Origin of the sequence: Methylobacterium sp. WL8 (assembly GCF_008040045.1) — a bacterium.
Lineage (GTDB): Bacteria > Pseudomonadota > Alphaproteobacteria > Rhizobiales > Beijerinckiaceae > Methylobacterium > Methylobacterium cerastii.
On sequence record NZ_VRVF01000040.1, the window covers coordinates 20,684 to 44,725 of the forward strand.

Here is a 24,042-nt window from a genome sequence, read left to right on the forward strand (position 1 = left end):
CTGCACGGCACCTGCGGATGATCACGCACCACACGGCGATCTACGTCGGCTCCCGCGGCTTCGCGGCGGCGATCAACCTCGGTTCGGTCGCGGTGTTCACGCGGCTCGCGCCGCCGGAGAGCTACGGCACCTACCTTTACATCCTGTCGTGGTCGCTGGTGCTCTACGGCGCCACCTGCCAGTGGCCGAAATTCGCGTTCTTCGCCCTCTACGACGAGGCGAGCGAGGGGGCGCAGGTCGGCACCGTCCTGCGCATCCTCCTGTGCACGCTGACGCTGGCGGCGGTGGGCAGCGCGCTCGCGGTGGCGCTTCACATCGTTTCCCCACGCATCGCCGCAGCCATCGTCGCGCTCGCCTTCGGCACCACCCTGTTCGAGGGCGCCACCGAGATCGCGCGCACCCGGCTTAAGGCCGTCGCGGTGGCGATGTCGGTGATCCTGCGCGGAATCCTCATGCTCGGCCTAGGCGGCGCGGTGCTGACGGTCTCGGGCGACGCCGTGCACCTTTCGCTGGCTGTGGCCGCCGCCTACGCGCTGTCGTCGATCCCGGCGGCGGCCACCGTCGTGCCGCTGATGCCGGGGCGCGGCAGCCGTGCGGAAGCCTTGCGCCTCATCGCCTACGGCTGGCCGCTGGTTCTGTCCTTCGGCATCGCGGCCTTGGCCCAGGTGGTCGACCGGCTGATCATCGTGAAGACCATCGGGCCGGAGCATCTCGGCGCCTACGGCGCGATCGCCGACTTCCTCAAGCAGAGCTTCGTCGTGTTCGGCGAGGCGCTCGCCCTGTCGCTGATCTCGATCGCCAAGCGCGAGGCGCGCGCCGGGGGGATGGCGGCGGCAACCGCGGTGCTGTGCGACGCCGCCCGCGCCATGGCGGTGGTCGCGGCCTTCGGGGCCGCGTTCTACCTCAACTTCGACGGGATCGTCGTCTCGATCCTGCTCGGGCCGGATTACCGCGACCAGGCGCGCTCGCTGGCGCCGGTGCTGATCCTGGCCAGCGTCCTGATGATGTTCCGCGCCTACTACTTCGGGCAGATCATCTACTTCACCGACTCGAGCCGGCTCGAAGCCGTCGCCTCCATCGCGACGCTGGCGACGGTGACTGTGCTCTCGCTGGCGCTGATCCCGCATCTCGGGGTCGCCGGGGCGGCGATCGCCTTCGCGGCTGGGCAGGCGGCGGCCTGCCTCGTGTTCGTCCTCGGGGCGAACCGGCGCGGGTCCGGCCTGCCGGCGATGCCGCTGCCGCTGGCCGACGTCGCCGGCATCGCTGCGATCGCGCTCGCGACGGGGCTGGTCCCGACGGCGTTGTCCTGGCTCCCGGGCGGGGAGGGCGCGCCGATCCAGATCCTGCGCTTCGTCGTCCTGACCCTCGGCTTCCTTGCGGCCGTGTGGCGCTACGACGTGGTCGGCGTCGCAGGCGTCGTCCGCCACCGCCTCGGCCGCGTCGCCGGATGAGCGCGGGGCCGACGGCGATGGTGCCCGGCGGCCTGTTCGCCGCCCTGCGCCCGCTCGATCCGGCCTCGCCCGCGTCGGCGGCGTGGCGCGCGCTCGGCGCGGGCGCCTGCGTCCCCAACCCGTTCTACGAGGCCGACTACGCGCTGCCGGCGGCGCGGGCCTTCGGCGACGGGGTCCGGCTGCTCGTCGTCGCCGACCGGCCGCCGGAGGAGCCCGGCGCGCGCTGGCTCGCCCTATGGCCGTTCCGGAGCTCGCGCACCCGCTGGGGCGTGCCGTTGCCGGTGCTGGTCGGCTGGACCCACGGTTTCTGCCCGCTCGGCGTGCCGCTCCTCGACGGTACCGAGCCCGCGCGTGCGCTCCAAGCGCTGTGCGACGCGCCGCGCGCGCTCGGACTGTCGCCGCGGCTCCTGCTGTTGAACGCCCCCGCGGACGGCCCCTTCGCCGAGTTGCTGGCGGCCCGGACGAACCGGCGCGACGCCGCCTACTGGGCGCATGCCCGCGGCGCCCTCGACCTCGCCGGCCTGAAGCCGGCGGGGCGCGCAGGCTACCTCGACCACGTCAGCGGCAAGGGCCGGCGCAAGCTGCGCCTGGGGCGCGAGCGCCTGGAGGCCGGCGGCGCCGTCGCGTTCGAGACCGTCGCCGATCCGGCCGCCCTCGCCGCCGCGCTGGACGACTACGTCGCCCTCGAGACCGCGGGCTGGAAGGGCCGTGCGGGGACGGCGCTCGGCCAGCGCCCGGCGGAGGCCGCGTTCATGCGCGGGATGGTCGCCGGGTTCGGCGCGCAGGGGCGAATCCGGATCGTGCGCCTGCGGCGGAACGGGCGCACGCTCGCCGCCGCGATCCTGCCGCGCAGCGGCACGGAGGCGTTCGTGCTGAAGGTCTCCTACGACGAGGCGGAGGCCGCGGGCGCCCCGGGCGTCCAGCTCGTCCACCGCCTGACCGAGGCCGCGCTTCGCGACGGCGCGATCGACCGGATCGATTCCTGCGCCGCCCCCGACTACCGCCTGGCCGAGATGTTCTGGACCGGGCGTCGCGCCATCGCGCACCGGCTCGTGGAGGCCTCGCCCGACCGGTTCTTCCCGCTCGCCGCGGCCCTGGAGCACGCTCGCGAGCGTTATGCCGGGTGGCAGATGCGCCGACGGGTCCGATAGGGCGTTGCGGAGGCGGCGCATTGCCTCCAGGGTCCTGCAGGCCAGCCGGCCACGCCCGAAGAACGGCCAGCGGCAGACCGATCGCCCGGGAGGATCACATTTCCAACGCCCCCGCCGTCTCGTCCGGACAGCCGGACCGCCACGCCCCGAAGCCGCCGGAGCTGATGTCGCCCTGGCGCACGGACGCGCGCGTCGCGCTCCAGGCCGAGGCCCGCACCTTCGCCCGCGAGGTGGTGATGCCGCTGGCCGACGAACTCGACCCGCAGAAGGCCGAGATGCCGCGCTCGCTGATCGACGCCATGGCGAAGAAGGGCTGGTTCGGCCTGACGATCCCGGCCGAGCACGGCGGGATGGGGCTCGGCGTGTTCGAGTACTGCCTCGTCTCCGAGGAGCTCGCGCGGGCGTGGCTCTCGGTCGGCAGCATCCTGGCGCGGGGGCAGGGGCTCGGCACGCAGGTGCTCGACGACGGGCGGCGCGCCGACCTCCTGGCGCGGTCGGCGCGGGGGCAATGGATCGGCGGCATCGCGCTGTCCGAGCCGGCCGCCGGCTCGGACCTCGCCGGCGTGCAGACGCGAGCGGTGCGCGAAGGCGACCACTGGGTCCTGACCGGCACCAAGCGCTGGGCGGGCTTCGCGCGCGCGGCCGACTTCATCGAGGTGCTGGCCCGGACCCGCGATCCCGAGCCCGGCGAATCGCGTTCGGCGGGGCTGGAGCCGTTCCTCGTGGTCAAGCCGCCGGGGGAATTCCCCGAGGGCATGACCGGCCAGGTCATCGACAAGATCGGCTATCACGGCTTCCTGACGTTCCAGCTCGAACTCGACGGCGTGCGCGTGCCCGAGAGCGACCGGCTCACGGGGCTCTACGGCGACGGCGGGGCGGATGCGGATTCCGGCGGCTTCGCCTCGGTGCAGCGCGGCCTCAACATCGCCCGCGTCCACACCGCGGCCCGCGCCGTCGGCGTCGCGCGCGCGGCGGTCGAGGACACCCAGGCCTACCTGCAGGAGCGCGAGCAGTTCGGCCACCCGATCGGCGACTTCCAGGCGCTGCGCTTCGCGCTTGCCGACATGGCCGCCGAGGTGGCGCAGGCGCGCGCCTTCTGGTGCCAGGTCGCCCACCTCCTCGACCAGGGCGACGCGGCCGAGAGCGAATCCGCGATGGTGAAGCTGCTCGCCACCGAGATGGCGGTGCGCGTCACCAACCAGGCGATGCAGCTCCACGGCGGAAACGGCTACACCACCGAGCGCCGCGTCGAGCGGTATTGGCGCGACGCGCGGCTGACGACGATCTTCGAGGGCACCAGCGAGATCCAGCGCCGCATCATCAGCGACCGGATGCTGCCCAAGGCCTGATTCCCGCCCGGCCGACGCCCGCACGACACAGTCCATTCGAGGCACGATGACCGACGCCAAGGCCGAACACCGGACGCTCGCGCACGCCGCGGGCGAGCTGCCCTCTGTGCACGTGGACGACTACAACATCGAGCTCGCCAACGACGACGGCTTCATCGGCGACCGCGTCTCCAAGGGCGCCTTCCGGGACCTCGTCGAGGACTGGCGCGAGAAGCTGCGGCAAGTCGGCGACGACCCGCTCGGCGACGTGCCGAGCCGCGACGTCGGCAAGAAGCGCCTCGACCGGCTGATGCTGTCGGACGACCCGCTCGCCTCCGGCGTCGTCCTCGGCGCGGTCGAGGATTTCGCGCAGGAGCTGGCCACCGTCGTGCGGCGGTTCCTCCGGCAGAAGGCGTGGCGCGACACCCGCGCGATCGTGGTCGGCGGCGGCTTCAGCGACAGCCAGGCCGGGCGCTTCGCCATCGGCCGCGCCGCGGCGATCCTGCGCGCGGGCGGCGTCGACATCACCTTGCGGCCGATCCGCAACCACCCGGACGAGGCCGGCCTGATCGGCGCGGCGCACCTCGCCCCGTCGTGGATGTTCTCCGGCTACGACAGCCTGCTCGCCGTCGACATCGGCGGCAGCAACATCCGCGCCGGGGTGCTCGTCACCAACAGCCGCAAGGCGCCCGACCTGTCGCGGGCGGCGGTCTGGCGCTCGCAGCTGTGGCGCCACCGGGACGAGGCCCCCCAGCCGAGCCGCGACGAGGCGGTGGCCAAGCTCGTGCGGATGCTGCGCGGCCTGATCGAGCGCGCCGGGCGGGCGCGGCTCAAGCTCGCCCCCTTCGTCGGCGTCGGCTGTCCCGGGCTGATCGAGGCGGACGGCACCATCACCCGCGGCGGCCAGAACCTGCCGGGCAACTGGGAAAGCAGCCGCTTCCACCTGCCGAGCGAGATCGCGGCGGCGATCCCCGAGATCGGCGGCCACGAGACCACGGTGGTGATGCACAACGATGCGGTGGTGCAAGGGCTCAGCGAAGTTCCGAACATGACCGAGCTGGACCACTGGGGGGTGCTCACCGTCGGCACCGGCCTGGGAAACGCCCGCTTCTCCAACCGCTTGCGGGACGACGCTCACGGTTGAGTGCGGCGGCCCGACGCCTCAGTGCTGGGTAGCGGGCGCCCGCTCGCCGGCGCGGGCGCGGGCCAGCGTCCGCCCGAGGCGCTGGGCCATCTGCTCGCGCAGGGCCTCGGCGACCTCGATGTCGACGAGCCGCCAAGTCCAGCCGCGCAGGCGCAGGCGCACGCGGAGCTGGTCCTCCCGCGGCGCGTCGGGCGGGATCACGATCACCGCCGTGCGGAAGCCGCGCATCTCCGAGGCGATCCAGAACGGGAACACCCGCGCGATACGGTCGAGCCGGAGGCCCGCCGGCTTCACGCCGTCCGGTCGCTGGATGTCGAGGCTCTGCGGCCAGCCGTCGTCGAGCAGGTCGAGCACGGTCTCGGCGGTCACCATCGATTCGGCGAGGGCCATCGCCACGCCGACCGCCGCCTCGTTCAGGCGCTGGCGGTCCTTGGGCTCGAGGCCCGGATCGGTGTCCGAGGCGGCGCGCAACGCCGCGGTGGTCTGGCGGACCAGCGACAGGCGCAGCGTGCGGAAGTTGACGTGGCTCTGGACGTAGCCGACGTCGTGCGCCTTCACCGCCTGGGCGAGGTCGTAGAGCGTCCAGAGCGGCGTCAGGGTGAAGGCGAACCAGCCGAGCACCGCGACGAGGGGAATCGCCCACCAGCGCATCGCGCGGCCTATCGCACCGCCGCCGCGCTCACGCGCCGGCCGACCAGGTGCTCAAGGGGGCGAACGCCGCGACCACGCCTTCGTAGACCGGGCGCTTGAACGGCACGATCAGCCCCGGAAGCTCGGGGAAGGGCACCCAGCGCCACGCGTCGAACTCGGCCTTGTGGGCGCCCCCGCCGGGATGCTCGACGTCGATCACGCCGTCGTCGCCGAGGAACGCGAAGGCGAACCAGCGCTGCGTCTGCCCGCGGTAGCGGCCACGCCACGCCTGCTTCCGCACCTCGGGCGGCAGGTCGTAGGACAGCCAGTCCGGCGCTTCGGCGAGCAGGCGGACCGAGGCCGCGTCGACGTTGGTCTCCTCGTGAAGCTCGCGCAGGGCCGCGGCCTGGGGCGCCTCGCCGTCGTCGATCCCGCCCTGGGGCATCTGCCAGGCGAGGTTGCCCGACACGTGCTCGGGGCCGGCCTCCGGCTTGCGGCGGCCGACGAAGACGAGACCGGCCCGGTTGATCAGGGCGACCCCGACGCACGGGCGATAGGGCAGGTCTTCGGCGGAATCGCGGGTTGGGCTGTCGGTCTTCATCGGCGGCGACCATAGGGAGGGCCAACCGGCGCGGCAACGTCGAGACACATGTTATCGGCGCCGCCGGGATCAGTCCGCCTTCGTCACCCGCATCGCCTTGCCGCCGCGGAGCGCCACGCTCGCCGGCACGAGGCGGATGCCGCGGCCCTCGAGTTCGCGGCTCCAGCGGGCGATCCGCTCGATCGTCATCGGCTGGGCGCTGCCCGAGGCGAGGGCGAAGCCGTTGGTGCGGGCCTGCGCCTCGAGCCGGGCCAGCTCCCGGTCGATCGCCTCCGGCCGCGGCACGGCGTCGAGGACGACCTCGGCGCGGGCCGCCGGCACCTTGGCCTTGTCGAGGAGATCCCGGGCGACGCCGCGGGCGTTGGTGCCGTCGTCGAGGAAGCCGAGGCCGCGGGCGGCGATGTCGCGCAGCACCGGCTCGAACGCGGCCGCATCCGCCATGAACTTGGCGCCCATGAAGTTCGTCACGCCGACATAGCCCGAGAACCGGCTCATCGCCCAGGCGAGGCGGTCGGCGTTCTCGGGGGGCTTGGCGGAGGTGAGCAGCCCCTGCGGGCCGGGGTCGCTGTCGGGGAAGTCGAACGGCTCCATCGGCGCCTGGAGCAGGATCTCGTGGCCGAAGGCGCGGGCGCGCGCGGCGCTGCGCTCCGCGTCGTTGCCGTAGGGCGAGAAGGCGAGGCTGACGGCCGGGGGCAGCTTGACGATCGCGCTCGCGGTGGCCGCCTGGCCGACGCCGAGGCCGGTGAGCACGATCGCGATGCGCGGACCGGTGCCGGGCTCCTCGGGCCGGGCGTAGACGTCGAGGGGGCGGATGCGGCCTTCGCCGAGCTTCGGCAGGGTGCCGTGGCGCCCGCGCTCGGTCAGGCGCGGATCGGGGGCGGGGGCGAGCTTGGGTGCGTCGGCCTGCGGCACGCGGATCACCACCGCCTCGGCGGGTGCGGCCGAGCCGCCGGCCCGCACGACGGTGACGCCGGAGGCCGACTCGACCTCGACGGCGCTGCTCTGAAGCTTGGGTGCCGGAGCCGACTCGTTGGCCGCCACCGCGTCCGGCGACGCGGGCCGCCCTGCGACAGGCACGACGTCGCGAACGGTGATGGCGAGCTGGACCCGCGGCTCGCCGGCCTTCGGGTCGCCCAGCAGCAGCACGAGGCCGAGGAGGGTGAGCACGCCGCCGCCGACGCCTGCCGCGACCGCCCGCGGCGACCGGGCGAGGGTCTGCAGCCGGGCGCGCAGGCGCGCCAACCCGGCCCTGGGGCCGGGGGCTGGGACGTCGACCCCGAGGGGGCGCGTCAGGATATCGTCGGACGAGTCGCTCACCGGCCCTCGAGACAAGCGGCGCCGTGGAAGAATCGCCTGACGCGACGATGCGGTGCCCCGGCTCCATTGCCGGCCGCCATGGTTAATTTTTCGTGAGAGCGGATTCCGATCCTCGGCCCGGGGGCATCCGTCCACGAAAAACCCCCGCCCGGCTCGTGCCGGACGGGGGCTTGATGTTCCAACCGATCCAGGAGGATCAGTTCGGCATCGTCGGCTTCTGGGTGTTGGTGGCACCCTTCTGGATGCCGTGGAGGAAGTCGACGGCGGCGGTGATCTGCTTGTCCTTGGCCGGGTCGGACGGCATGTAGGCCGAGGAACCGCCGCGCTCCTCGACGTCCTTCTGCTTGAGGTGGCCCTTCAGGCCGGCCTCGCCCTTGGTCTCGTCCTTGCCCTTGAGTTCGTCGGGCACGTCCTGCACCACCTCGACGTCGGGCTCGATGCCCTTGGCCTGGATCGAGCGGCCCGACGGCGTGTAGTAGCGCGCCGTGGTGAGGCGCAGGGCGCCCGAGCCGCCGAGCGGGATGATCGACTGCACCGAGCCCTTGCCGAACGAGCGCGTGCCCATGATGGTCGCGCGCTTGTGATCCTGCAGGGCGCCGGCGACGATCTCGGAGGCCGAGGCCGCGCCGCCGTTGACGAGCACCACCACCGGCTTACCCTTGGTGATGTCGCCGGCCTTGGCCGAGAACCGCTGGGTCTCGTCCGGGTTGCGGCCGCGGGTCGAGACGATCTCGCCGCGGTCGAGGAAGGCGTCGGAGACCATCACCGCCTGGTCGAGCAGGCCGCCGGGGTTGTTGCGCAGGTCGATCACGTAGCCCTTGATCTTGTCCTGCCCGATCTCGCCCGAGAGCTTGTCCACCGCGGCCTTGAGGCCGTCGTAGGTCTGCTCGTTGAACTGGGTCAGGCGGATGTAGCCGATGTCCGTGCCCTCGACGCGCGAGCGCACCGGCTTGATCTTGATCACGTCGCGATTGAGCGTGACCTCGATCGGGTCCTTCGACTCCTTGCGGGTGATCTTGAGCTTCACCGGCGAGTTCACCGGGCCGCGCATCTTGTCGACCGCCTGGTTGAGGGTCAGGCCCTGCACCTGGTCGTCGTCGATCTGGGTGATGACGTCGTTCGAGAGCAGACCTGCCTTGGAGGCCGGGGTGTCGTCGATCGGGGTCACGACCTTGATCAGGCCGTCCTCCATCGTGACCTCGATGCCGAGGCCGCCGAACTCGCCGCGGGTCGTGGTCTGCATGTCGCGGAACGCCTTGGCGTCCATGTAGCTCGAATGCGGGTCGAGCGAGGTCAGCATGCCGTTGACGGCCGCCTCGATCATCTTCGCCTCGTCCGGCTTCTCGACGTAGTCGGTGCGGACCTTCTCGAACACGTCGCCGAAGAGGCTGAGCTGGCGGTAGGTCTCGGCGGAGGCCGCCACGGCGCGCGGGCCCGACAGGAAGTCGGTCTGCGTCGCGACCATCGACGTGCCTGCTCCCAGGAACGCGCCGAGCATGATGAGGGACGTCTTGCGCATTATCCGCGAACCTTCTCGCTGGGGCTTTTGGCCCACCAAGGCTCCGGATCGATGGAGCCGCCGTCCTTCTTGAATTCCACGTACAGGATCGGATCGCTGCCGTCGCCGCTCATCACCGGCTGGACCGCACTTCCCTCGCCCATGTTACCGACCGGCTCGCCCGCGAGGACGAACTGACCGACCTCGACAGAGATCTGATCCATGCCGGCTAGGAGAAGATAGTAGCCATCGCCGGCGTTGATGATCAAGAGTCGTCCATACGACCGGAACGGCCCCGCGAACTGCACCCACCCGTCGGCGGGAGAGGACACCACGGCCTTCGCGCGGGTCGCGAGCGAAATGCCGCGCGTCATCCCGCCGTTGCCGTCGGGCTGGCCGAAGCCGCGCAGCATGCGGCCGCTGACCGGGCGCGGCACGTCGCCCCGCGCATCGACGAACTTCACCTTCGGGGCGAGCTTGGCCGGGTCGCGGATGCCGGCGGCGGCGAAGCGGTCCTGCGTCGCCTTGGCCTCCCGCTGCTCGGCCGCCTTGGCCTCGTCGGCGGAGCGCTTGGCGGTGGCGACCTCGCCCTCGACGCGGTCGAGGAGGTCCTTCAAGGTCCGGGACTGGCCGGCGAGGTCGGCCGCGCGCGCGCGCTCGGCGGCGAGCCCGGCCTCGGCCTCCGCCTGCCGCGCCTTGCGCGCGGCGACGAGGGCGGCGAGGCGCTGCTGCTCGCGCGCCCAGCCGGCGAGGTCGTTCCGCAGGCCCTGCCGGTCCGCGGCGATCAGCCCGCGCAGGCGCACGAGCTCGGCGAGGTCGGCGGCCAGCGTGTCCACCTCGCCCCGCATCTCGGGCACGATCGCCCCGAGCAGCATCGAGGTGCGGATCACCGCCAGCACGTCCTCGGGGTTGACCAGCACCGCCGGCGGCGGGCGGCGGCCCATGCGCTGGAGCGCCGCCAGGATCTCGGCGATCACACCGCGGCGGGCGTCGAGGGAGCGGCGGATGGCCGTCTCGCTGCCCGAGAGCGTCTTCAGACGCTCCTCCAGGCGGCTCATGCGGTCCTCGGTGGCCTGCGACTGCCGGCCCGCATCGAGCAACGCCGCGTCGAGCTTGGCCCGGTCGCCGCCGATGCTCGCGATCTCCGCCTCGAACTGCGCCTTGGCGCCCACGCTGGCGGAGAGGGCGTCCTGGACCCGCTTGAGGTTGTCGGCGCGGCGGTCGCGCTCGTCGATGGCGCGCTGAATGCGCTCGGCCTCGGTGGCCGGCGCGGCAGCATCCTGCGCCCGAAGGCGGCTCGCGGGCATGGCGGCGAGGCCGGCGGCAAGTGCGGCGGCGAGAGCGCCCGTGGTGACCAGCCTCATGGCGTGCGTTTGCCGGCTCCGTGCATCACCGCCCCTGTCGTCCAGCATTGCGGCGCACGCGAGGCGTTCACCCGTCGGGATCACCGCGATGATACGGGTGCCCCGCCAGGATCGTGAGGGCGCGGTAGAGCTGTTCGAGGGCCAGGACGCGCACGATGCCGTGAGGCAGGGTCGCGGCGCCGAAGGAGAGGGTGAGGTCGGCCCGCGCCCGGACCGCGCCGTCGAGCCCGTCCGCGCCGCCGATGGCGACCACGAGGGCGGGCCGCCCAGCGTCGCGCCAGTCGCGGATGCGCTCGGCCACGCGCTCGCTCGGCAGGTCGGCGCGCCCGCGCTCGTCGTAGGCGACGAGGACGCCGCCGGCGGGCACCTGAGCCAACAGAGCGGTCGCCTCCTCGGCGCAGCGGTCGGGCGCGCGCCGCGCACGGCTCTCGACCATCTCGGCGATGTCGCAGCCGGTGAAGCCGAGGCCGCGCCCGAGCTGCGCCGCGCGTTCGCGGTAGCGCGCGGTCAGGTCGCGCTCGGGCCCGGTCTTGAGGCGCCCGATCGCGGCGACGAGGAGGCGCAAGGCGTCGTCGTTCAGTCGGCGGAGAGGCCCGAGGGGCGGTCGGCCCCCCACATCTTCTCGAGGTTGTAGAAGCCGCGCACCTCAGGCCGGAAGATGTGGACCAGGATGTCGCCGGCATCGATCAGCACCCAGTCGCAGGCGGGCATGCCCTCGACGCGGGCGGTGCCGAAGGACTTGGCCTTCATCTCCTGCGTGATGTGGTCGGCGATCGAGCCGACATGGCGCTGCGACCGTCCGGACGCGATGATCATCGTGTCGGCGATCGAGGTCTTGCCGGCGAGATCGATGGCGATCGTCTCCTCGGCCTTCATCTCGTCGAGACACCCGAGCACGAGCGTCCTCAGGTCTTCGACCCTGGCCAGGGCAGCGGTCTCGGAACCCTGGGTTCCCGTGTGGAGCGACTCGGACAGCGTCCTGATTCCTCGGATAGCGGCAGCGGCGGCGCGCGCGTGCGTAGAACCGCGGACTTTGGCCGGTTCCGGCCGGTAATTCAAGGTTCTCCGCCGCCGCGGCGCGCATCGCGGATCTGCGTCGAGGAGAGATGGGAGCGCGGGCCGTGCAGGAAGACCCAGGCCGGGGGGGGCATATCCGGTAGGGCGGAGGCGTCCGACTCGGGGATCCGGGCGGCGGAGAACCGCCGCGCGGCCCGCGCGCTTGGGGCGCTGAGCGTATGGCCGGGCCGGTCGATCACAGCCACCGGCATCAGCCGCATGATCTCGGCGGAGCCCTTCCACCGGTGGAAGCTCGCCAGCGAGTCGGCCCCCATGATCCAGACGAAGCGGACGCCCGGCCGCCGCCGCGCCAGCCAGCGCAGGGTGTCGCGGGTGAAGCGGGCACCGATCGCCGCCTCGAAGCCGGTCACCGCGATCCGCGGGTCGCCGCGTGCGACGGCGGCAGCCTGCGCGCAGCGCTCGGCCAGCGGCGCGATCGGCCGCCCGCGCTTCAGAGGGTTGCCGGGGGTGACGAGCCACCACAGCCGATCGAGGCGAAGGCGCCGCAGGGCCATGGTGCCGACATGCAGGTGGCCGGCATGGGCCGGGTTGAACGAGCCGCCGTAGAGGCCGATCCGCATCCCCGGCGCGGACGGCGGCAACGCGCCCTCACGCGGGGCCAAGGATCGGGATCGCTATCGCTCCAGAACGCGCGGGCGCGAAACGGCTCACGGGCGCGTCTGGCCGCTGCCGTGGACCCGGTACTTGAAGGTGGTGAGCTGCTCCACGCCGACCGGGCCGCGGGCATGCATGCGGCCGGTGGCGATGCCGATCTCGGCACCGAACCCGAACTCGCCGCCGTCGGCGAACTGGGTCGAGGCGTTGTGCACGACGATCGCCGAATCGACCTCGGCCAGGAAGCGCACGGCCTCGTCCCCATCCTCGGTGACGATCGCGTCGGTGTGGTGCGAGCCGTAGGTCTCGATGTGCTCGATCGCCGCCTCGAGCCCGTCGACCACCCGGACCGAGATGATCGCGTCGAGGTATTCGGTGCGCCAGTCAGCTTCGGTCGCCGCGGTGACGCGGCCGTCGACCGCCTGCACGGCGGCGTCGCCACGCACCGCGCAGCCGGCCTCCAGCAAGGCCGCGACGAGGGGGGCAAGGTGGGTGCCGGCGCAGGCGCGGTCGACCAGCAGGGTCTCGGTGGCGCCGCAGACGCCGGTGCGGCGCATCTTGCTGTTGAGCAGGATGGTCCGCGCCATGTCGAGGTCGGCCGCGGCCGCCACGTAGACGTGGCAGATGCCGTCGAGGTGGGCGAAGACCGGAACCCGCGCCTCGGCGTGGACCCGCTCGACCAGGCCACGCCCGCCGCGGGGCACGATCACGTCGATGCAGCCGTCGAGGCCGGCGAGCATGGCGCCGACCGCTGCGCGGTCCTTCGTCGGCACGATCTGGATCGCGTCCGCGGGCAGGCCGGTGGCTTCGAGCCCGGCGCGCATCGACTCGGCGATGGCCATGGCGCTGCGGTGGCTGTCCGAGCCGGCCCGCAGGATCGCGGCGTTGCCGGCCTTGAGGCAGAGCGCCCCTGCGTCGGCGGTGACGTTGGGGCGGCTCTCGAAGATCACGCCGACGACGCCGAGCGGCACGGCGATGCGCTCGATCAGCAGCCCGTTCGGACGCTCGAAGGCGGCGACCTGGCGCCCGACGGGGTCGGCCAGCGCACCGATCTTCTCGACCGCGTCGGCGATCGCGGCGAGGCGGCCCGCGTCGAGGGTGAGGCGGTCGATCAGCGCCTGGCTCTGCCCGGCCGCCTTCGCGGCGGCGACGTCGCGGGCGTTCTCGCGCAGGATGACGACGCGGTCGGCGCGCAGGCGCTCGGCGATGGCCCGCAGGGCCACGTCCTTGGTCTCGGCCGAGGCCAGCGCGAGCTTGCGGCCGGCGGCGCGGGCGCGCCGGCCGATCCCGTTCATGGTCTCGGCGAGGTCGTCGGCCGACGCGAAGTCGGATCGCATGTTCAGGACTGGCACCGGTACAACCCCAGTTCGGCAGCCCGAAGCGAGCCGCCTACGAAGCTGCGGATTATCTGCATCCTCGGGGACGACGAAACAAGCGCTGGCGCGAAGATCGGAACGTTTCGAAACGGTCACCCGATCTCGGACGACGCAGGAGCGAGCCTAGAACATCGCCAGGTCGTCGCGATGCACCATCCACGCGCGTCCCGGATAGGTGAGGAGGTCGGCGATCTGCGCGCTCGGGCGGCCGAGGATCAGCGCCGCCTCCGTGCTGTCGTAGCCGACGAGGCCGCGGCCCAGCACCCGGCCGGCACGGTCGCGGATCAGCACCGCGTCGCCCCGGCCGAAGCTTCCCTCGACGCCGCAGACGCCCACCGGCAGCAGGCTCGCCCCGCCTTCGAGCGCCCGCGCCGCGCCGTCGTCGATCACCAGGGTGCCGCGCGGCTCGAGCGACCCGGCGATCCAGGTCTTCCGCGCCGCGGTGGGGGTGGAGCCGGACAAGAACCAGGTGCAGCGGCCGCCCGCGACCACGCTGCGCAGCGGGTTCTTCTCGCGGCCGTCGGCGATGATCATGTGGGTCCCGCCCGACACCGCGATCTTGGCGGCCTCGACCTTGGTCCGCATGCCGCCGCGCGACAGCTCCGAGGCGGGCCCGCCGGCCATCGCCTCGATCTCGGGGGTGATCCGCTCGACCACGGCCAGGTGGCGCGCGTCCGGGTCGGCGCTCGGAGGCGCGGTGTAGAGCCCGTCGATGTCGGAGAACAGCACCAGCACGTCGGCGCCGATCATCGTGGCGACGCGGGCCGCGAGCCGGTCGTTGTCGCCGTAGCGGATCTCGGAGGTCGCCACGGTGTCGTTCTCGTTGACGACAGGAACCGCCCGCATCTCCAAGAGCTTGAGCACGGTCGCCCGGGCGTTGAGATAGCGGCGGCGCTCCTCGGTGTCCTGCGGCGTCACCAGGATCTGCCCGGCGACGATGCCGTGGTGCCCGAGCGCCTCGGCCCAGTGCCGCGCCAGGGCGATCTGCCCGACCGAGGCCGCGCCCTGGCTCTCCTCCAGGCGCAGGGCGCCGGGAGCGAAGCCGAGCACGGTGCGCCCGAGCGCGATGCTGCCCGAGGACACCACCAGCACGTCGACGCCGCGGGCATGCAGGTCGGCGATGTCCTCGGCAAGCGCCGCGAGCCACGCATGCCGCAGCCGCCCGCGGGCGCGGTCCACCAGCAGGGCCGAGCCGACCTTGATGACGACGCGGCGGAATTGATCGAGGGAGGGGGTCATGACGCCGGGACGAATGCGGGGACGAAGTCGGTGTGGACGAAGTCGTCGCCGTTGAACAGGAGCGGCACCGCATACGTCCTGGCGACGGCGTAGGTGAAGCAGTCGCGGAAATTCAGCTGGGCCGGATGGCCGCGGCCCTTCCCGGAACGCAGGAAAGCGTCGGCGCCGGCCTCGAACATCGCCGCATCGAAGGCCACGATGTTGATCAAGCTGTCGTCGAGAAACCGATCGACCGCCCTGCGCGCCTGGCCGGGTAGTTTCTGCTCCAGAACCGTGCACGTCTCGATGAGCGTCGACGTTCCGACGATGACATGCTCGCCGAGGATCAAGCGGAGGAAAGCATCCGCTTCCGGTTTCCGCATCAGGATGGCCACGATCGCCGACGTATCAATCGCGATCAACGGGGCGCCTCAGATCGGAAGGCCGTGATCATCGTACAGATCGCGATGGTCCGAGGTCGCCCCCGGCACCTTGCGATCTGCGATCTGCGATCTCACGGACGAAGCCCCGTAACGATTCGTACCGGCGGCGGCGCTCCGGCGTCAGATCTTCCAAGGATGGAACGCGCGGAGGCTGAGGCGACAGGCCTTCGGCCGGCAGGGTTTCGCGAAGCGCGGAGACCACCGCGTCTTCGACCGACGTGCCTGTGCGCTCGGCCAACTCCTTGGCAAGTCCGAGCGCCTCGTCTCGCTCCACGATCAGAGCTTCGATCACCGTCCGCTCCACCAGGACACCGTCCAGCGCGAGACCATAGTCGAGGTCGGGCCGACCGTCATCACGGCTGCCAGGCCGGCTCGGGGACGCGCTCCGCCTCGGCGGCCGCGTCCATCTCGCCCTGGAGCGCGCGCAGGGCCTCCGGCACGCCCTGGCCCGAGGCCGAGGACAGGACCAGCGGCTTGCGCTTGGCGGCGCGCTTCAGGCGGGCGACCTGCTCCTTGAGGGTGTCCGCGTCGATCGCGTCAGCTTTGGAAAGCGCCACGATCTCCGGCTTGCCGGCGAGGTCCTCGCCGTAGGCCTCGAGCTCGCGCCGGATCGTCTTGTAGGCCTTGCCGGCATGCTCGCAGGTGGCGTCGACGAGGTGCAGCAGCACGCGGCAGCGCTCGACGTGGGCCAGGAACTTGTCGCCGAGCCCGACGCCCTCGTGGGCGCCCTCGATCAGGCCGGGGATGTCGGCGAGCACGAACTCGCGGGCGTCCGAGCGCACCACGCCGAGGCCCGGATGCAGGGTGGTGAAGGGGTAGTCCGCGATCTTCGGCTTGGCCGAGGTCACGGTGGCCAGGAAGGTGGACTTGCCGGCGTTCGGCAGCCCGACGAGCCCGGCGTCGGCGATGAGCTTGAGGCGCAGCCAGATCCACTGCTCGGTGCCCTCCAGCCCCGGGTTGGCATGCTTCGGGGCGCGGTTGGTCGAGGTGGTGAAGTAGGCGTTGCCGAAGCCGCCGTTGCCGCCCTTGGCGAGCCGGACCCGCTGGCCGACCTCGGTCATGTCGGCGATCAGGTGCTCGCCGTCGACCGCCAGGATCTGGGTGCCGGCCGGCACCTTCAGCACCACGTCGGCGCCGTTGGCGCCGTGGCGGTTCGAGCCCATGCCGTGCTCGCCCTTCCGCGCCTTGAAGTGCTGCTGGTAGCGGTAGTCGATCAGCGTGTTCAGGCCCTCGACGCACTCGACCCAGACGTCGCCGCCGCGCCCGCCGTCGCCGCCGTTGGGGCCGCCGAACTCAATGAACTTCTCGCGCCGGAACGCGACGCACCCCGCGCCTCCGTCGCCGGAACGGACATAGACCTTGGCTTCGTCGAGGAATTTCACGGTGTCGCTCGTCTCTTGATCGAGGCGGGTGGCGGCCCGCTTCGTCCGTTCACGCCGCTTCGGTGCGGCCCTGTCCGTCCGCGGCCGGGGTCGCACGCCGTGCGAACCCCGCCTCGAACCCTATCGTGTCGCACCGAGATGCCGTCAGGCGGCCCGGTCGCAGGCGACCCGGTCGGCCCGGGCCGACCACGCGGCGCGGTCGAGCCGGAAGCGGTCGGAGGTCATCTCCCAGCCGCGGATCGGGAAATACTCCGTCGCCGTGCCCGTGCGGACGAACCCGACCTTCTCCAGCACCCGGCGCGAAGCCGGGTTCTCGACGCGCGCCTCGGCGGTCAGCGCCGTGCCGCCGGCATAGGCGAAGTAGGCGTGCGCCATGGCCACCGAGGCCTCGGTGGCGAGCCCGCGGCCCCAATGGGGCCGGCCGAGCCAGTAGCCGAGGCGCGCGCCGTCCACCGCGGCATCGGACCGGATTCCGACGAAGCCGACGAGGCCGGCCGGATCGGAGCGGAGCGAGACCGCCATCGCGAGCCCGTCGCCGAGGGCGTTGCAGCGCCGCGCCTCGATCACGAAGGCCTCAGTCTCCGCGCGGTCGATCGGGTGGCGGATCCGCGCCGTCATCTCGGCCACCGCCCGCTCGCCGGCGAGCCGCACGATCGCATCCACGTCCTTGGCGCGCGGCCAGCGCAGCCACAGGCTGCGGGTCTCGATGCGGAAGACGTCGTCGCGGGTCAGATCGGGGAACATCGTTCGGGCTCCTCCGCCGCGATCCTCCGTAGCGGAGAACCGTTGCGCTGAGACGACGAAAGGGAGGATGGCGCCCCATCCTCCCCCGCGTGTTCCGTTCGACTCCGGGCCTCGTGGCCAGGATGCGAGAAACAGGTCCGCCGGTTCGGTGTGGGACACCGGCGGGGCCTGCTTCGCCTGTACGAGGCGCCCGCCGTCTACTCTGCCGCCTGCGCCAGCGGCACCACCGCCACGAAGGCGCGGCCGCGCTTGGTCTGGAACTCCACGCGGCCCTCGGTCAGGGCGAACAGGGTGTGATCCTTGCCCATGCCGACGTTGGTGCCGGGGTGCCACTTGGTGCCGCGCTGGCGCACGATGATGTTGCCCGGGATGACGGCCTCCGAGCCGAACTTCTTCACGCCGAGGCGCTGGCCGGCCGAATCGCGGCCGTTGCGGGACGAGCCGCCTGCTTTCTTGTGTGCCATGGTTCAGTCTTTCGAATGACGTGGGATCGGGACGTGCGGATCGCGTGGGGGCCTCGGCGGCCCTTACGCGCTCTTCGAACCGGCAGTGAGGCCGGTGATGCGCACGACCGTGTGGTGCTGGCGGTGGCCGCGCTTGCGCCGCGAGTTCTGACGGCGGCGCTTCTTGAAGGCGATGACCTTCTTGTCGCGGCCGTGGGAGACGATCTCGCCGGTGACGCTGAAGCCCGACAGGAGCGGCGCGCCGACCTGGGTCGCGTCGCCGTCGGCGAACAGGAGGACCTCGCCGAAGGTCACGGCGGAGCCTTCGTCGCCTTCGAGGCTGGCGATGGTGATGGTGTCGTTCTCGGCAACGCGATACTGCTTGCCGCCCGTCTTGATGACTGCGAACATCGTCTCTCTCGTGGTTCGAACGGCCTCCGGGACGCGCCCTGGACCGACTTCTTATGCGTTCGTCGCGATCTGCCCGGGGGCTGCCGCAACGCGAAACGCACGGCCTTCTGCGAGGAAGCCGCGCGTTGTGCCCGGTGGATAGGGGATCGGCACCTGCCGTGTCAAGGATTCGCTGGCGTTTCCCGCGTCGGGCGGACGCTCCGCCTCAGCGGATCGCCTGGATGATCGCCGGGGTGATGATCACCACGAACAGCACCGGCAGGAAGAACAGGATCATCGGCACGGTGAGCTTCGGCGGCAGCGAGGCGGCCTTCTTCTCGGCGTCGGTCATGCGCTGGTCGCGGCTCTCCTGCGCCAGGATGCGGAGCGCCTGGCCGACCGGGGTGCCGTAGCGCTCCGCCTGGATCAGGGCCGTGACGACCGCCTTCACCGGCTCGAGGCCGACGCGCATCGCGAGGTTCTCGTAGGCCTGCCGGCGGTCCGGCAGGAAGGACATCTCGGCCGTCATCAGGGCCAGTTCCTCGGCCAGCACCACCGATGTGGCGGCGATCTCGGTGCTAACCTTCCGGAAGGCGTGCTCGATCGCCATGCCCGCTTCGACGCAGATCAGCGTCAGGTCGAGGGCGTCGGGCCAGGCCCGCTTGATCTCGGCCTTGCGCTTGTTCGACGTGTTGACGAGGTACAATTCCGGAGCCTTGATGCCCCCGTAGGCGCAGGCGATGACGATGCCGATGCGCATCAGGTAGGGCTGGTCGAGGGCTTCCAGCACGAACAGGTAGAAGATCGATCCCAGCGTCGCCGCGACCGGCATGACGAGGCGGAAGAACAGGAACGTCGTCTCGGATTGCTGGCCGCGATAGCCGGCCATCAAGAGCTTGCGCTTGGCCGTGTCGGTGCCGAGCCAGCGGCGCAGGTCGAACCGCTCGACGATCTGCTTCATGTAGGCCTTGGGCTCGATCCGCAGCGTCGCCTTGGTGTTGAGCCGCTCGCGCTCCCGCCGGCGGATGACCTCGCGCTCGTCGCTGACGAGCTTCATCCGCTTGCCGAGGTTGTCGCTCTCGAGGAAGGGCTGCGCTACGGCGAAGGCGGTGGCCGCCGCCGCGATCGCGGTCAGCGCGATGGCCACGTTGCGCGGGTCGAAGACCTTCTGGGCGATGAGGTCGATCATGGCGACGGGGCTTCCCGAAAGGGCGTCCGGAGGGGGGCGGCGAGCGGAGCCCGCGGGCGTTCAGAAGTCGAACGCGATCATCTTCTTGATGGTCAGGATGCCGAGGCCCATCCAGATCGCCGAGCCCAGCAGGGCGAGCTTGCCGATGTTGGTGGTCCAGAGCAGCGAGATGTAGTCGGGGCTGGTCAGCGAGGTGATGCCGGCGACCACGAAGGGGAGGGCGGCGATGATGCCGGCCGAGGACTTGGCCTCCATGCTCATCGCCTGGATCTTGCCGGCCATCTTCCGGCGCTCGCGCAGCACCCGCGACAGGTTGGAGAGCGCCTCGGAGAGGTTGCCGCCCGACTGCTGCTGGATGTTGATCACGACCGAGAAGAAGTTCACCTCCTGCACCGGCACCCGCTCGTAGAGCCGCGAGACCGCCTCGCCGAGGGACAGGCCCAGCGTCTGGGTCTCGATGATCACCCGGAACTCCGAGCGCACCGGCTCCTCGGCCTCGCGGGAGACCATGCGGAAGCAATCGCCCACCGGGATGCCGGTGCGGATGCCGCGCACCACCACGTCGACGGCGTTGGGCAGCTCCCTCAGGAACTTCGCGATGCGGCGCTTGCGCAGGTGGCGCAGCAGGAACGCCGGCACGCCGAGGCCGCCGACGAAGGCCCCGCCCAGGCCGGCGACCGGATTCGCGCTCACCACGAGCACCAGCAGCCCGACCAACACCGCGAGCCCGGCGGACATCATCCAGTAGGTCCGCTGCGACCACGCCAGGCCGGCCCGCGCGATCTTCAGCTCGAGGGTCACCTTCGCGGCGCCCTTGGCCTTGGCCTCGATCTCGCCCAGCGTCTTGGCGACCTGCTCGCGCCGGTTCACGCTCACGCCGCGGATCGCGCTGCCGGTCGCCGACGCGCTGATGGTCCGGAGCCGCTGGGCCGCGCGCCGCTCGCCCATCATCAGCGGCATCAGGAAGACGTAGCCGAGCGCCAGCGCGGTCACGAAGACGAGCCCGACGGCGAGTTGCAGGTTCCCGCCGTTCACGGGGCGCCCCCCGCCGCCGCGGCGGCATCGAGCGCCTCGCCGAGCTGGCGCTCCAGGCCGTAGTAGCGGGCGCGCTCCCAGAACTTCGGCCGGCCGACGCCGGTGGAGCGATGGCGCCCGATCAGCTTGCCGTTGGCGTCCTCGCCGAGGATGTCGAACAGGAAGATGTCCTGCGTGGTGATGACGTCGCCCTCCATCCCGAGCACTTCGGTGATGTGGGTGATGCGGCGCGAGCCGTCGCGCAGGCGGGTGGCCTGCACCACGACGTCGATCGAGCCGCAGATCATCTCGCGCAGCGTCTTCGAGGGCAGGGTGAAGCCGCCCATCGAGATCATCGACTCGATGCGCGACAGGCACTCGCGCGGCGAGTTGGCGTGGAGCGTTCCCATCGAGCCGTCGTGGCCGGTGTTCATCGCCTGGAGAAGGTCGAAGGCCTCGGGTCCGCGCACCTCGCCGACGATGATCCGTTCGGGCCGCATGCGCAGGCAGTTCTTGACGAGGTCGCGCATGGTGACCTGGCCCTGGCCCTCCATGTTGGGCGGGCGCGTCTCCAGGCGCACCACGTGCGGTTGCTGCAGCTGCAATTCGGCCGCGTCCTCGCAGGTGATGATCCGCTCGTCGTTCTCGATGAAGGCGGTGATGCAGTTGAGCAGGGTCGTCTTGCCCGAGCCGGTGCCGCCGGAGATGACGATGTTGCAGCGCGAGCGGCCGATGATCTTCAGGATCTCGGCCCCCTCCGGCGAGATCGCGCCGAAGCGCACGAGCTGGTCGAGGGTGAGCTTGTCCTTCTTGAACTTTCGGATCGTGAGGGCCGGGCCGTCGATGGCCAGCGGCGGCGCGATGACGTTGACGCGCGAGCCGTCCGGCAGGCGCGCGTCGCAGATCGGCGAGGCGTCGTCGACCCGGCGCCCGACCTGGCTGACGATGCGCTGGCAGATGTTCATCAGCTGCTGGTTGTCGCGGAAGCGCACGTTGGTGAGCTGGATCTTGCCGCTCACTTCGATGAAGGCGCGGTTGGCGCCGTTGATCATGATGTCGGCGATGTCGTCGCGGGCGAGCAGCGGCTCGAGCGGGCCGTAGCCGAGCACGTCGTTGCAGATGTCGTCGAGCAGTTCCTCCTGCTCGGCGATCGACAGCACGATGTTCTTGAGGCCGATGATCTCCGAGACGATGTCGCGGATCTCCTCGCGCGCCGACTCGGGCTCCAGGCGCGAGAGCTGGGCGAGGTCGATCGCCTCGATCAGCGCGCCGAAGATCATGCTCTTGGTGCGGTAGTAGTCTTCAGAGCGCGGGTTGTCCTGCGCGGCGACCGGCGACGACGCATCCATGCGCTTGGCGGCCACGTTCTCCTGCACCAGCACGGGTGCGGTCGCGCGCGCGACGACCGGCGGCGCGGTCGGCGCCGCCGTGGCGCCCTGCCTCCTACCGAACATGGAACGGATCCTCGGATGGCATGGCGGCGCGCGGGCGCGCGGGTGCGCGACCGCGCAGTAGTGCGGGCGGTGCGAAGGTCGGATCGTCCGCCGGGACGGCAGGCCGCGTAAGCGCCGGCATCAGGACGCCTTCCGCCGCGCGAGCTTCGCCAGGAGCGGTTCGAGCAGGTTCGGCCGGGCGCGCTTGGCTTCGGGCCGGCCGAGCAGCGCCGCCGCGAGGTCGGCGAAGATCTCGGCGGGCTTCGAGCCGGCCTGCACCTCGGCGATCATCTGGCCGTTGTTGGCGGCCGTCCCGAACAGGGCCGGCTCGAACGGGATGCTGGCGGCAAGCGGCGCCTCCAGCGCCTTGGCGAACTCGGCGGCCCCGATCTCGGGGCGCTTCGGCACCCCGACGCCGTTCAGGATGACACGGGGCCGGGCGTCGTTGGGCCGGCCCTGCTGCAGCGCGCCGAGCAGGTTCTTGGCGTTGCGTAGGGAGGCGAGGTCGGGGCCGGCGACGATCAGGATCTCGTCGGCCGCGGTCAGCACCCGCTTCGACCAGGCGCACCACTGGTGCGGCACGTCGAGGACGATGCAGGGCACGGCCGCGCGCAGGTGGTCGATCAGCGCATCGAAGGCCGGCTCGGACAGGTCGATCGTCCGGTCGAGGCTCGCCGGCGCCGAGAGCAGGCTGAGCTGGTCGCTGCACTTCGAGAGCAGGCGCTCGACCAGGTTCGAATCGAGGCGCTCGGGGGCGAACACCGCCTCGGCGATGCCCTGGGGCGGATCCTGGTTGAAGTTGAGCGAGGCGGTGCCGAAGGCGATGTCGAGGTCGGCGATCACCGTCTGCGCGCCCTGGCCGCGGGCGATCGACCAGGCGAGGTTGTGGGCGACCGTCGAGGCGCCGATGCCGCCCTTGACGCCGTAGACCGCGATGGTCCGCCCGACCGGCTTCACCCCGGGGGCTGCGAACAGGTCCGAGAGCGAGGCGATCAGCGCCAGCGGCTCGACCGGCGCCATCAGGTAGTCGCTGACGCCGCGCTGAATGAACTGGCGGTACAGCGCCACGTCGTTGACGTGGCCGACGACGATCACCCGGGTGCCGGCGTCGCAGACCTCGGCGAGGGCGTCGAGGCATTCCATCGGCCGGGATTTCGGCCCTTGCGTCTCGATGATGATGACGTTGGGCGTCGGCGCGTGGCGGTAGGCTTCCACCGCCGCCGCGCCGCCGCCCATCTGGACCTTCAGGAGGGCCTTCTGCATGCGTCGGTCGGTCCCGGCGCCCTCGATCATCGCGGCGGTCTCCGCGGTCTCGCAGAACGCCTGGATCGTGATCCGGGGCACCGGGGCGATCATCCGCTCAGATGTCTCGGGGTGGTCCGCCATGACGAGGCCTTCGGGTTCGTGGGAGCGCGGGAACGGTGTGTCGGGGTAGGGGGCGGCGCCGGGTGGCGGCGTCGCCCGCCGGGTCACTCGGCCACGGAGGACTTGACGCTGGTCTTGCCATCCTGCCGCCAGGCGGTTGACGGATCCTTGCCTTCGCGGAGCTGGCCGATGTCCTTGACCCGGCGGATCGTGTCGATGCGGCCCTCGGGGCGCCCGCGCACCAGGTCGATGGGGTCGGCGACCTGCGCGGCGATCGTCGCCTGGGTCGAGCAGCCGAGGTTCCACGACGGCTGGTTGCGGAAGTTCGCGACCGGGCTGCTCTCGCCGAGATCCTGGGGCCACAGCCCGCACTTGTCGGCGACGCGGGCCTCCATGCGGTGGAAGCTGAGGCGGATCGGGCTGGCGAGGCTGGGATCGCCCACCGGATAGTCGGAGAGCACGATCTCGCGGGGGGGGACGCCGCCCTCTGCGCCGAGCCGGCGGATGGCGGCGGCCGTACGCTCGACGCCGGCGCCGACGGCCGGCGCCACGCCGCGCGGCAGGTCCATCACCAGGCTCCCGCGGCCGTAGCGGCGGTATTCCAGCAGGAACGCGTCGACGTCGGCGGCCTGGCGCGGGTCGAGGTGGCCGATCCCGGTGACGAACACGTCGAGGACGCGGCTGCCGTCGGCGAGCACGATCGGGTGGCGCGCGCGATAGTCGGCGGGCACGATCGAGCCGGTGACGCCGCGCTCGGCGTGGCAGGCGCCGAGCGCGGCGCCCAGGGTAGCGAGCATGGCGACGGCCAGGCTACGCCGGGCGGGCGTCCGTCGGGTGAGGGAGGGCAAGCCGGACAACGTCATCGGTTCGGTCCTGGGGCGGGTCGGCGC

25 protein-coding genes are annotated in these 24,042 nt (G+C 71.8%); 4 read left to right on the forward strand and 21 right to left on the reverse strand.

Features of this window, described 5'->3' with window-relative positions; translation table 11 throughout:
* Window positions 1–17: 17 nt before the first annotated feature.
* From FV234_RS15295 to FV234_RS15310, 4 genes are all read left to right on the forward strand, one after another.
* Window positions 18–1,451, forward strand: a complete 1,434-nt coding sequence (locus FV234_RS15295; protein ID WP_147830200.1) for a polysaccharide biosynthesis protein — start codon at window positions 18–20, stop codon at window positions 1,449–1,451.
* Window positions 1,448–2,602, forward strand: coding sequence for a GNAT family N-acetyltransferase (locus tag FV234_RS15300; RefSeq protein WP_147830202.1), 1,155 nt, complete (start codon window positions 1,448–1,450; stop codon window positions 2,600–2,602). Before FV234_RS15295 ends, FV234_RS15300 begins: the two co-directional genes overlap by 4 nt.
* A gap of 164 nt (window positions 2,603–2,766) precedes the next feature.
* Window positions 2,767–3,951: an acyl-CoA dehydrogenase family protein gene (locus tag FV234_RS15305; RefSeq protein ID WP_147830204.1), complete on the forward strand. Its 1,185-nt coding sequence runs from the start codon at window positions 2,767–2,769 to the stop codon at window positions 3,949–3,951.
* 46 nt (window positions 3,952–3,997) lie between these two features.
* On the forward strand, window positions 3,998–5,074 hold the full coding sequence (locus FV234_RS15310; protein WP_147754230.1) for an ROK family protein: 1,077 nt from the start codon (window positions 3,998–4,000) through the stop codon (window positions 5,072–5,074).
* Between the two features lie 18 nt (window positions 5,075–5,092).
* Here FV234_RS15310 and FV234_RS15315 read toward each other — a convergent pair whose 3' ends face one another.
* From FV234_RS15315 to FV234_RS15415, 21 genes are all read right to left on the reverse strand, one after another.
* Window positions 5,093–5,725, reverse strand: coding sequence for a DUF2939 domain-containing protein (locus FV234_RS15315; RefSeq protein WP_147830206.1), 633 nt, complete (start codon window positions 5,723–5,725; stop codon window positions 5,093–5,095).
* A gap of 28 nt (window positions 5,726–5,753) precedes the next feature.
* Complete coding sequence (locus tag FV234_RS15320) at window positions 5,754–6,305, reverse strand: RNA pyrophosphohydrolase (protein ID WP_147754232.1); 552 nt, start codon at window positions 6,303–6,305, stop codon at window positions 5,754–5,756.
* 69 nt (window positions 6,306–6,374) lie between these two features.
* Window positions 6,375–7,622, reverse strand: coding sequence for a divergent polysaccharide deacetylase family protein (locus tag FV234_RS15325; RefSeq protein ID WP_147830208.1), 1,248 nt, complete (start codon window positions 7,620–7,622; stop codon window positions 6,375–6,377).
* A gap of 196 nt (window positions 7,623–7,818) precedes the next feature.
* Window positions 7,819–9,141: a S41 family peptidase gene (locus FV234_RS15330; protein ID WP_147754234.1), complete on the reverse strand. Its 1,323-nt coding sequence runs from the start codon at window positions 9,139–9,141 to the stop codon at window positions 7,819–7,821.
* A complete protein-coding gene (locus FV234_RS15335; protein WP_238272297.1) occupies window positions 9,141–10,427 on the reverse strand; it encodes a peptidoglycan DD-metalloendopeptidase family protein in 1,287 nt (428 codons plus the stop codon). The genes FV234_RS15330 and FV234_RS15335 overlap by 1 nt, the downstream gene beginning before the upstream one ends.
* A 124-nt stretch (window positions 10,428–10,551) precedes the next feature.
* Complete coding sequence (gene rlmH, locus FV234_RS15340) at window positions 10,552–11,049, reverse strand: 23S rRNA (pseudouridine(1915)-N(3))-methyltransferase RlmH (RefSeq protein ID WP_147830212.1); 498 nt, start codon at window positions 11,047–11,049, stop codon at window positions 10,552–10,554.
* Between the two features lie 11 nt (window positions 11,050–11,060).
* Window positions 11,061–11,381 (reverse strand): ribosome silencing factor, encoded by a 321-nt coding sequence (rsfS, locus tag FV234_RS15345; protein ID WP_306422424.1) that lies wholly within the window; start codon window positions 11,379–11,381, stop codon window positions 11,061–11,063.
* Between the two features lie 158 nt (window positions 11,382–11,539).
* The gene (locus FV234_RS15350; RefSeq protein WP_281406733.1) at window positions 11,540–12,163 is read right to left on the reverse strand and encodes a nicotinate-nucleotide adenylyltransferase; all 624 of its coding nucleotides are present in this window, start codon (window positions 12,161–12,163) and stop codon (window positions 11,540–11,542) included.
* Between the two features lie 45 nt (window positions 12,164–12,208).
* Window positions 12,209–13,507 carry a glutamate-5-semialdehyde dehydrogenase gene (locus tag FV234_RS15355; protein ID WP_147830215.1) on the reverse strand — a complete coding sequence of 433 codons (1,299 nt, stop codon included), beginning with the start codon at window positions 13,505–13,507 and terminating at the stop codon, window positions 12,209–12,211.
* A gap of 147 nt (window positions 13,508–13,654) precedes the next feature.
* Window positions 13,655–14,770 carry a glutamate 5-kinase gene (gene proB, locus FV234_RS15360; protein ID WP_147764450.1) on the reverse strand — a complete coding sequence of 372 codons (1,116 nt, stop codon included), beginning with the start codon at window positions 14,768–14,770 and terminating at the stop codon, window positions 13,655–13,657.
* The gene (locus FV234_RS15365; RefSeq protein ID WP_147830229.1) at window positions 14,767–15,171 is read right to left on the reverse strand and encodes a type II toxin-antitoxin system VapC family toxin; all 405 of its coding nucleotides are present in this window, start codon (window positions 15,169–15,171) and stop codon (window positions 14,767–14,769) included. The genes proB and FV234_RS15365 overlap by 4 nt, the downstream gene beginning before the upstream one ends.
* A 28-nt stretch (window positions 15,172–15,199) precedes the next feature.
* Window positions 15,200–15,484, reverse strand: coding sequence for a type II toxin-antitoxin system VapB family antitoxin (locus tag FV234_RS15370; protein ID WP_187273698.1), 285 nt, complete (start codon window positions 15,482–15,484; stop codon window positions 15,200–15,202).
* Window positions 15,485–15,545: 61 nt separating this feature from the next.
* Window positions 15,546–16,574 (reverse strand): GTPase ObgE, encoded by a 1,029-nt coding sequence (gene obgE / locus FV234_RS15375; RefSeq protein WP_147764452.1) that lies wholly within the window; start codon window positions 16,572–16,574, stop codon window positions 15,546–15,548.
* Window positions 16,575–16,718: 144 nt separating this feature from the next.
* Complete coding sequence (locus FV234_RS15380; protein ID WP_147830233.1) at window positions 16,719–17,318, reverse strand: GNAT family N-acetyltransferase; 600 nt, start codon at window positions 17,316–17,318, stop codon at window positions 16,719–16,721.
* Between the two features lie 197 nt (window positions 17,319–17,515).
* Window positions 17,516–17,782: a 50S ribosomal protein L27 gene (rpmA, locus tag FV234_RS15385; RefSeq protein ID WP_147726605.1), complete on the reverse strand. Its 267-nt coding sequence runs from the start codon at window positions 17,780–17,782 to the stop codon at window positions 17,516–17,518.
* Window positions 17,783–17,845: 63 nt separating this feature from the next.
* On the reverse strand, window positions 17,846–18,172 hold the full coding sequence (rplU, locus tag FV234_RS15390) for a 50S ribosomal protein L21 (RefSeq protein ID WP_147753626.1): 327 nt from the start codon (window positions 18,170–18,172) through the stop codon (window positions 17,846–17,848).
* Window positions 18,173–18,377: 205 nt separating this feature from the next.
* A complete protein-coding gene (locus tag FV234_RS15395; RefSeq protein ID WP_147830235.1) occupies window positions 18,378–19,340 on the reverse strand; it encodes a type II secretion system F family protein in 963 nt (320 codons plus the stop codon).
* A 60-nt stretch (window positions 19,341–19,400) separates the two neighbouring features.
* A complete protein-coding gene (locus FV234_RS15400) occupies window positions 19,401–20,300 on the reverse strand; it encodes a type II secretion system F family protein (protein WP_147830239.1) in 900 nt (299 codons plus the stop codon).
* 71 nt (window positions 20,301–20,371) lie between these two features.
* The gene (locus FV234_RS15405; protein ID WP_147830237.1) at window positions 20,372–21,808 is read right to left on the reverse strand and encodes a CpaF family protein; all 1,437 of its coding nucleotides are present in this window, start codon (window positions 21,806–21,808) and stop codon (window positions 20,372–20,374) included.
* Between the two features lie 120 nt (window positions 21,809–21,928).
* Entirely contained in the window at window positions 21,929–23,173 is a 1,245-nt protein-coding gene (locus FV234_RS15410; RefSeq protein WP_147764456.1) for an AAA family ATPase, read from the reverse strand.
* 83 nt (window positions 23,174–23,256) lie between these two features.
* Complete coding sequence (locus FV234_RS15415) at window positions 23,257–23,949, reverse strand: CpaD family pilus assembly protein (protein WP_147830241.1); 693 nt, start codon at window positions 23,947–23,949, stop codon at window positions 23,257–23,259.
* Window positions 23,950–24,042 lie beyond the last annotated feature (93 nt).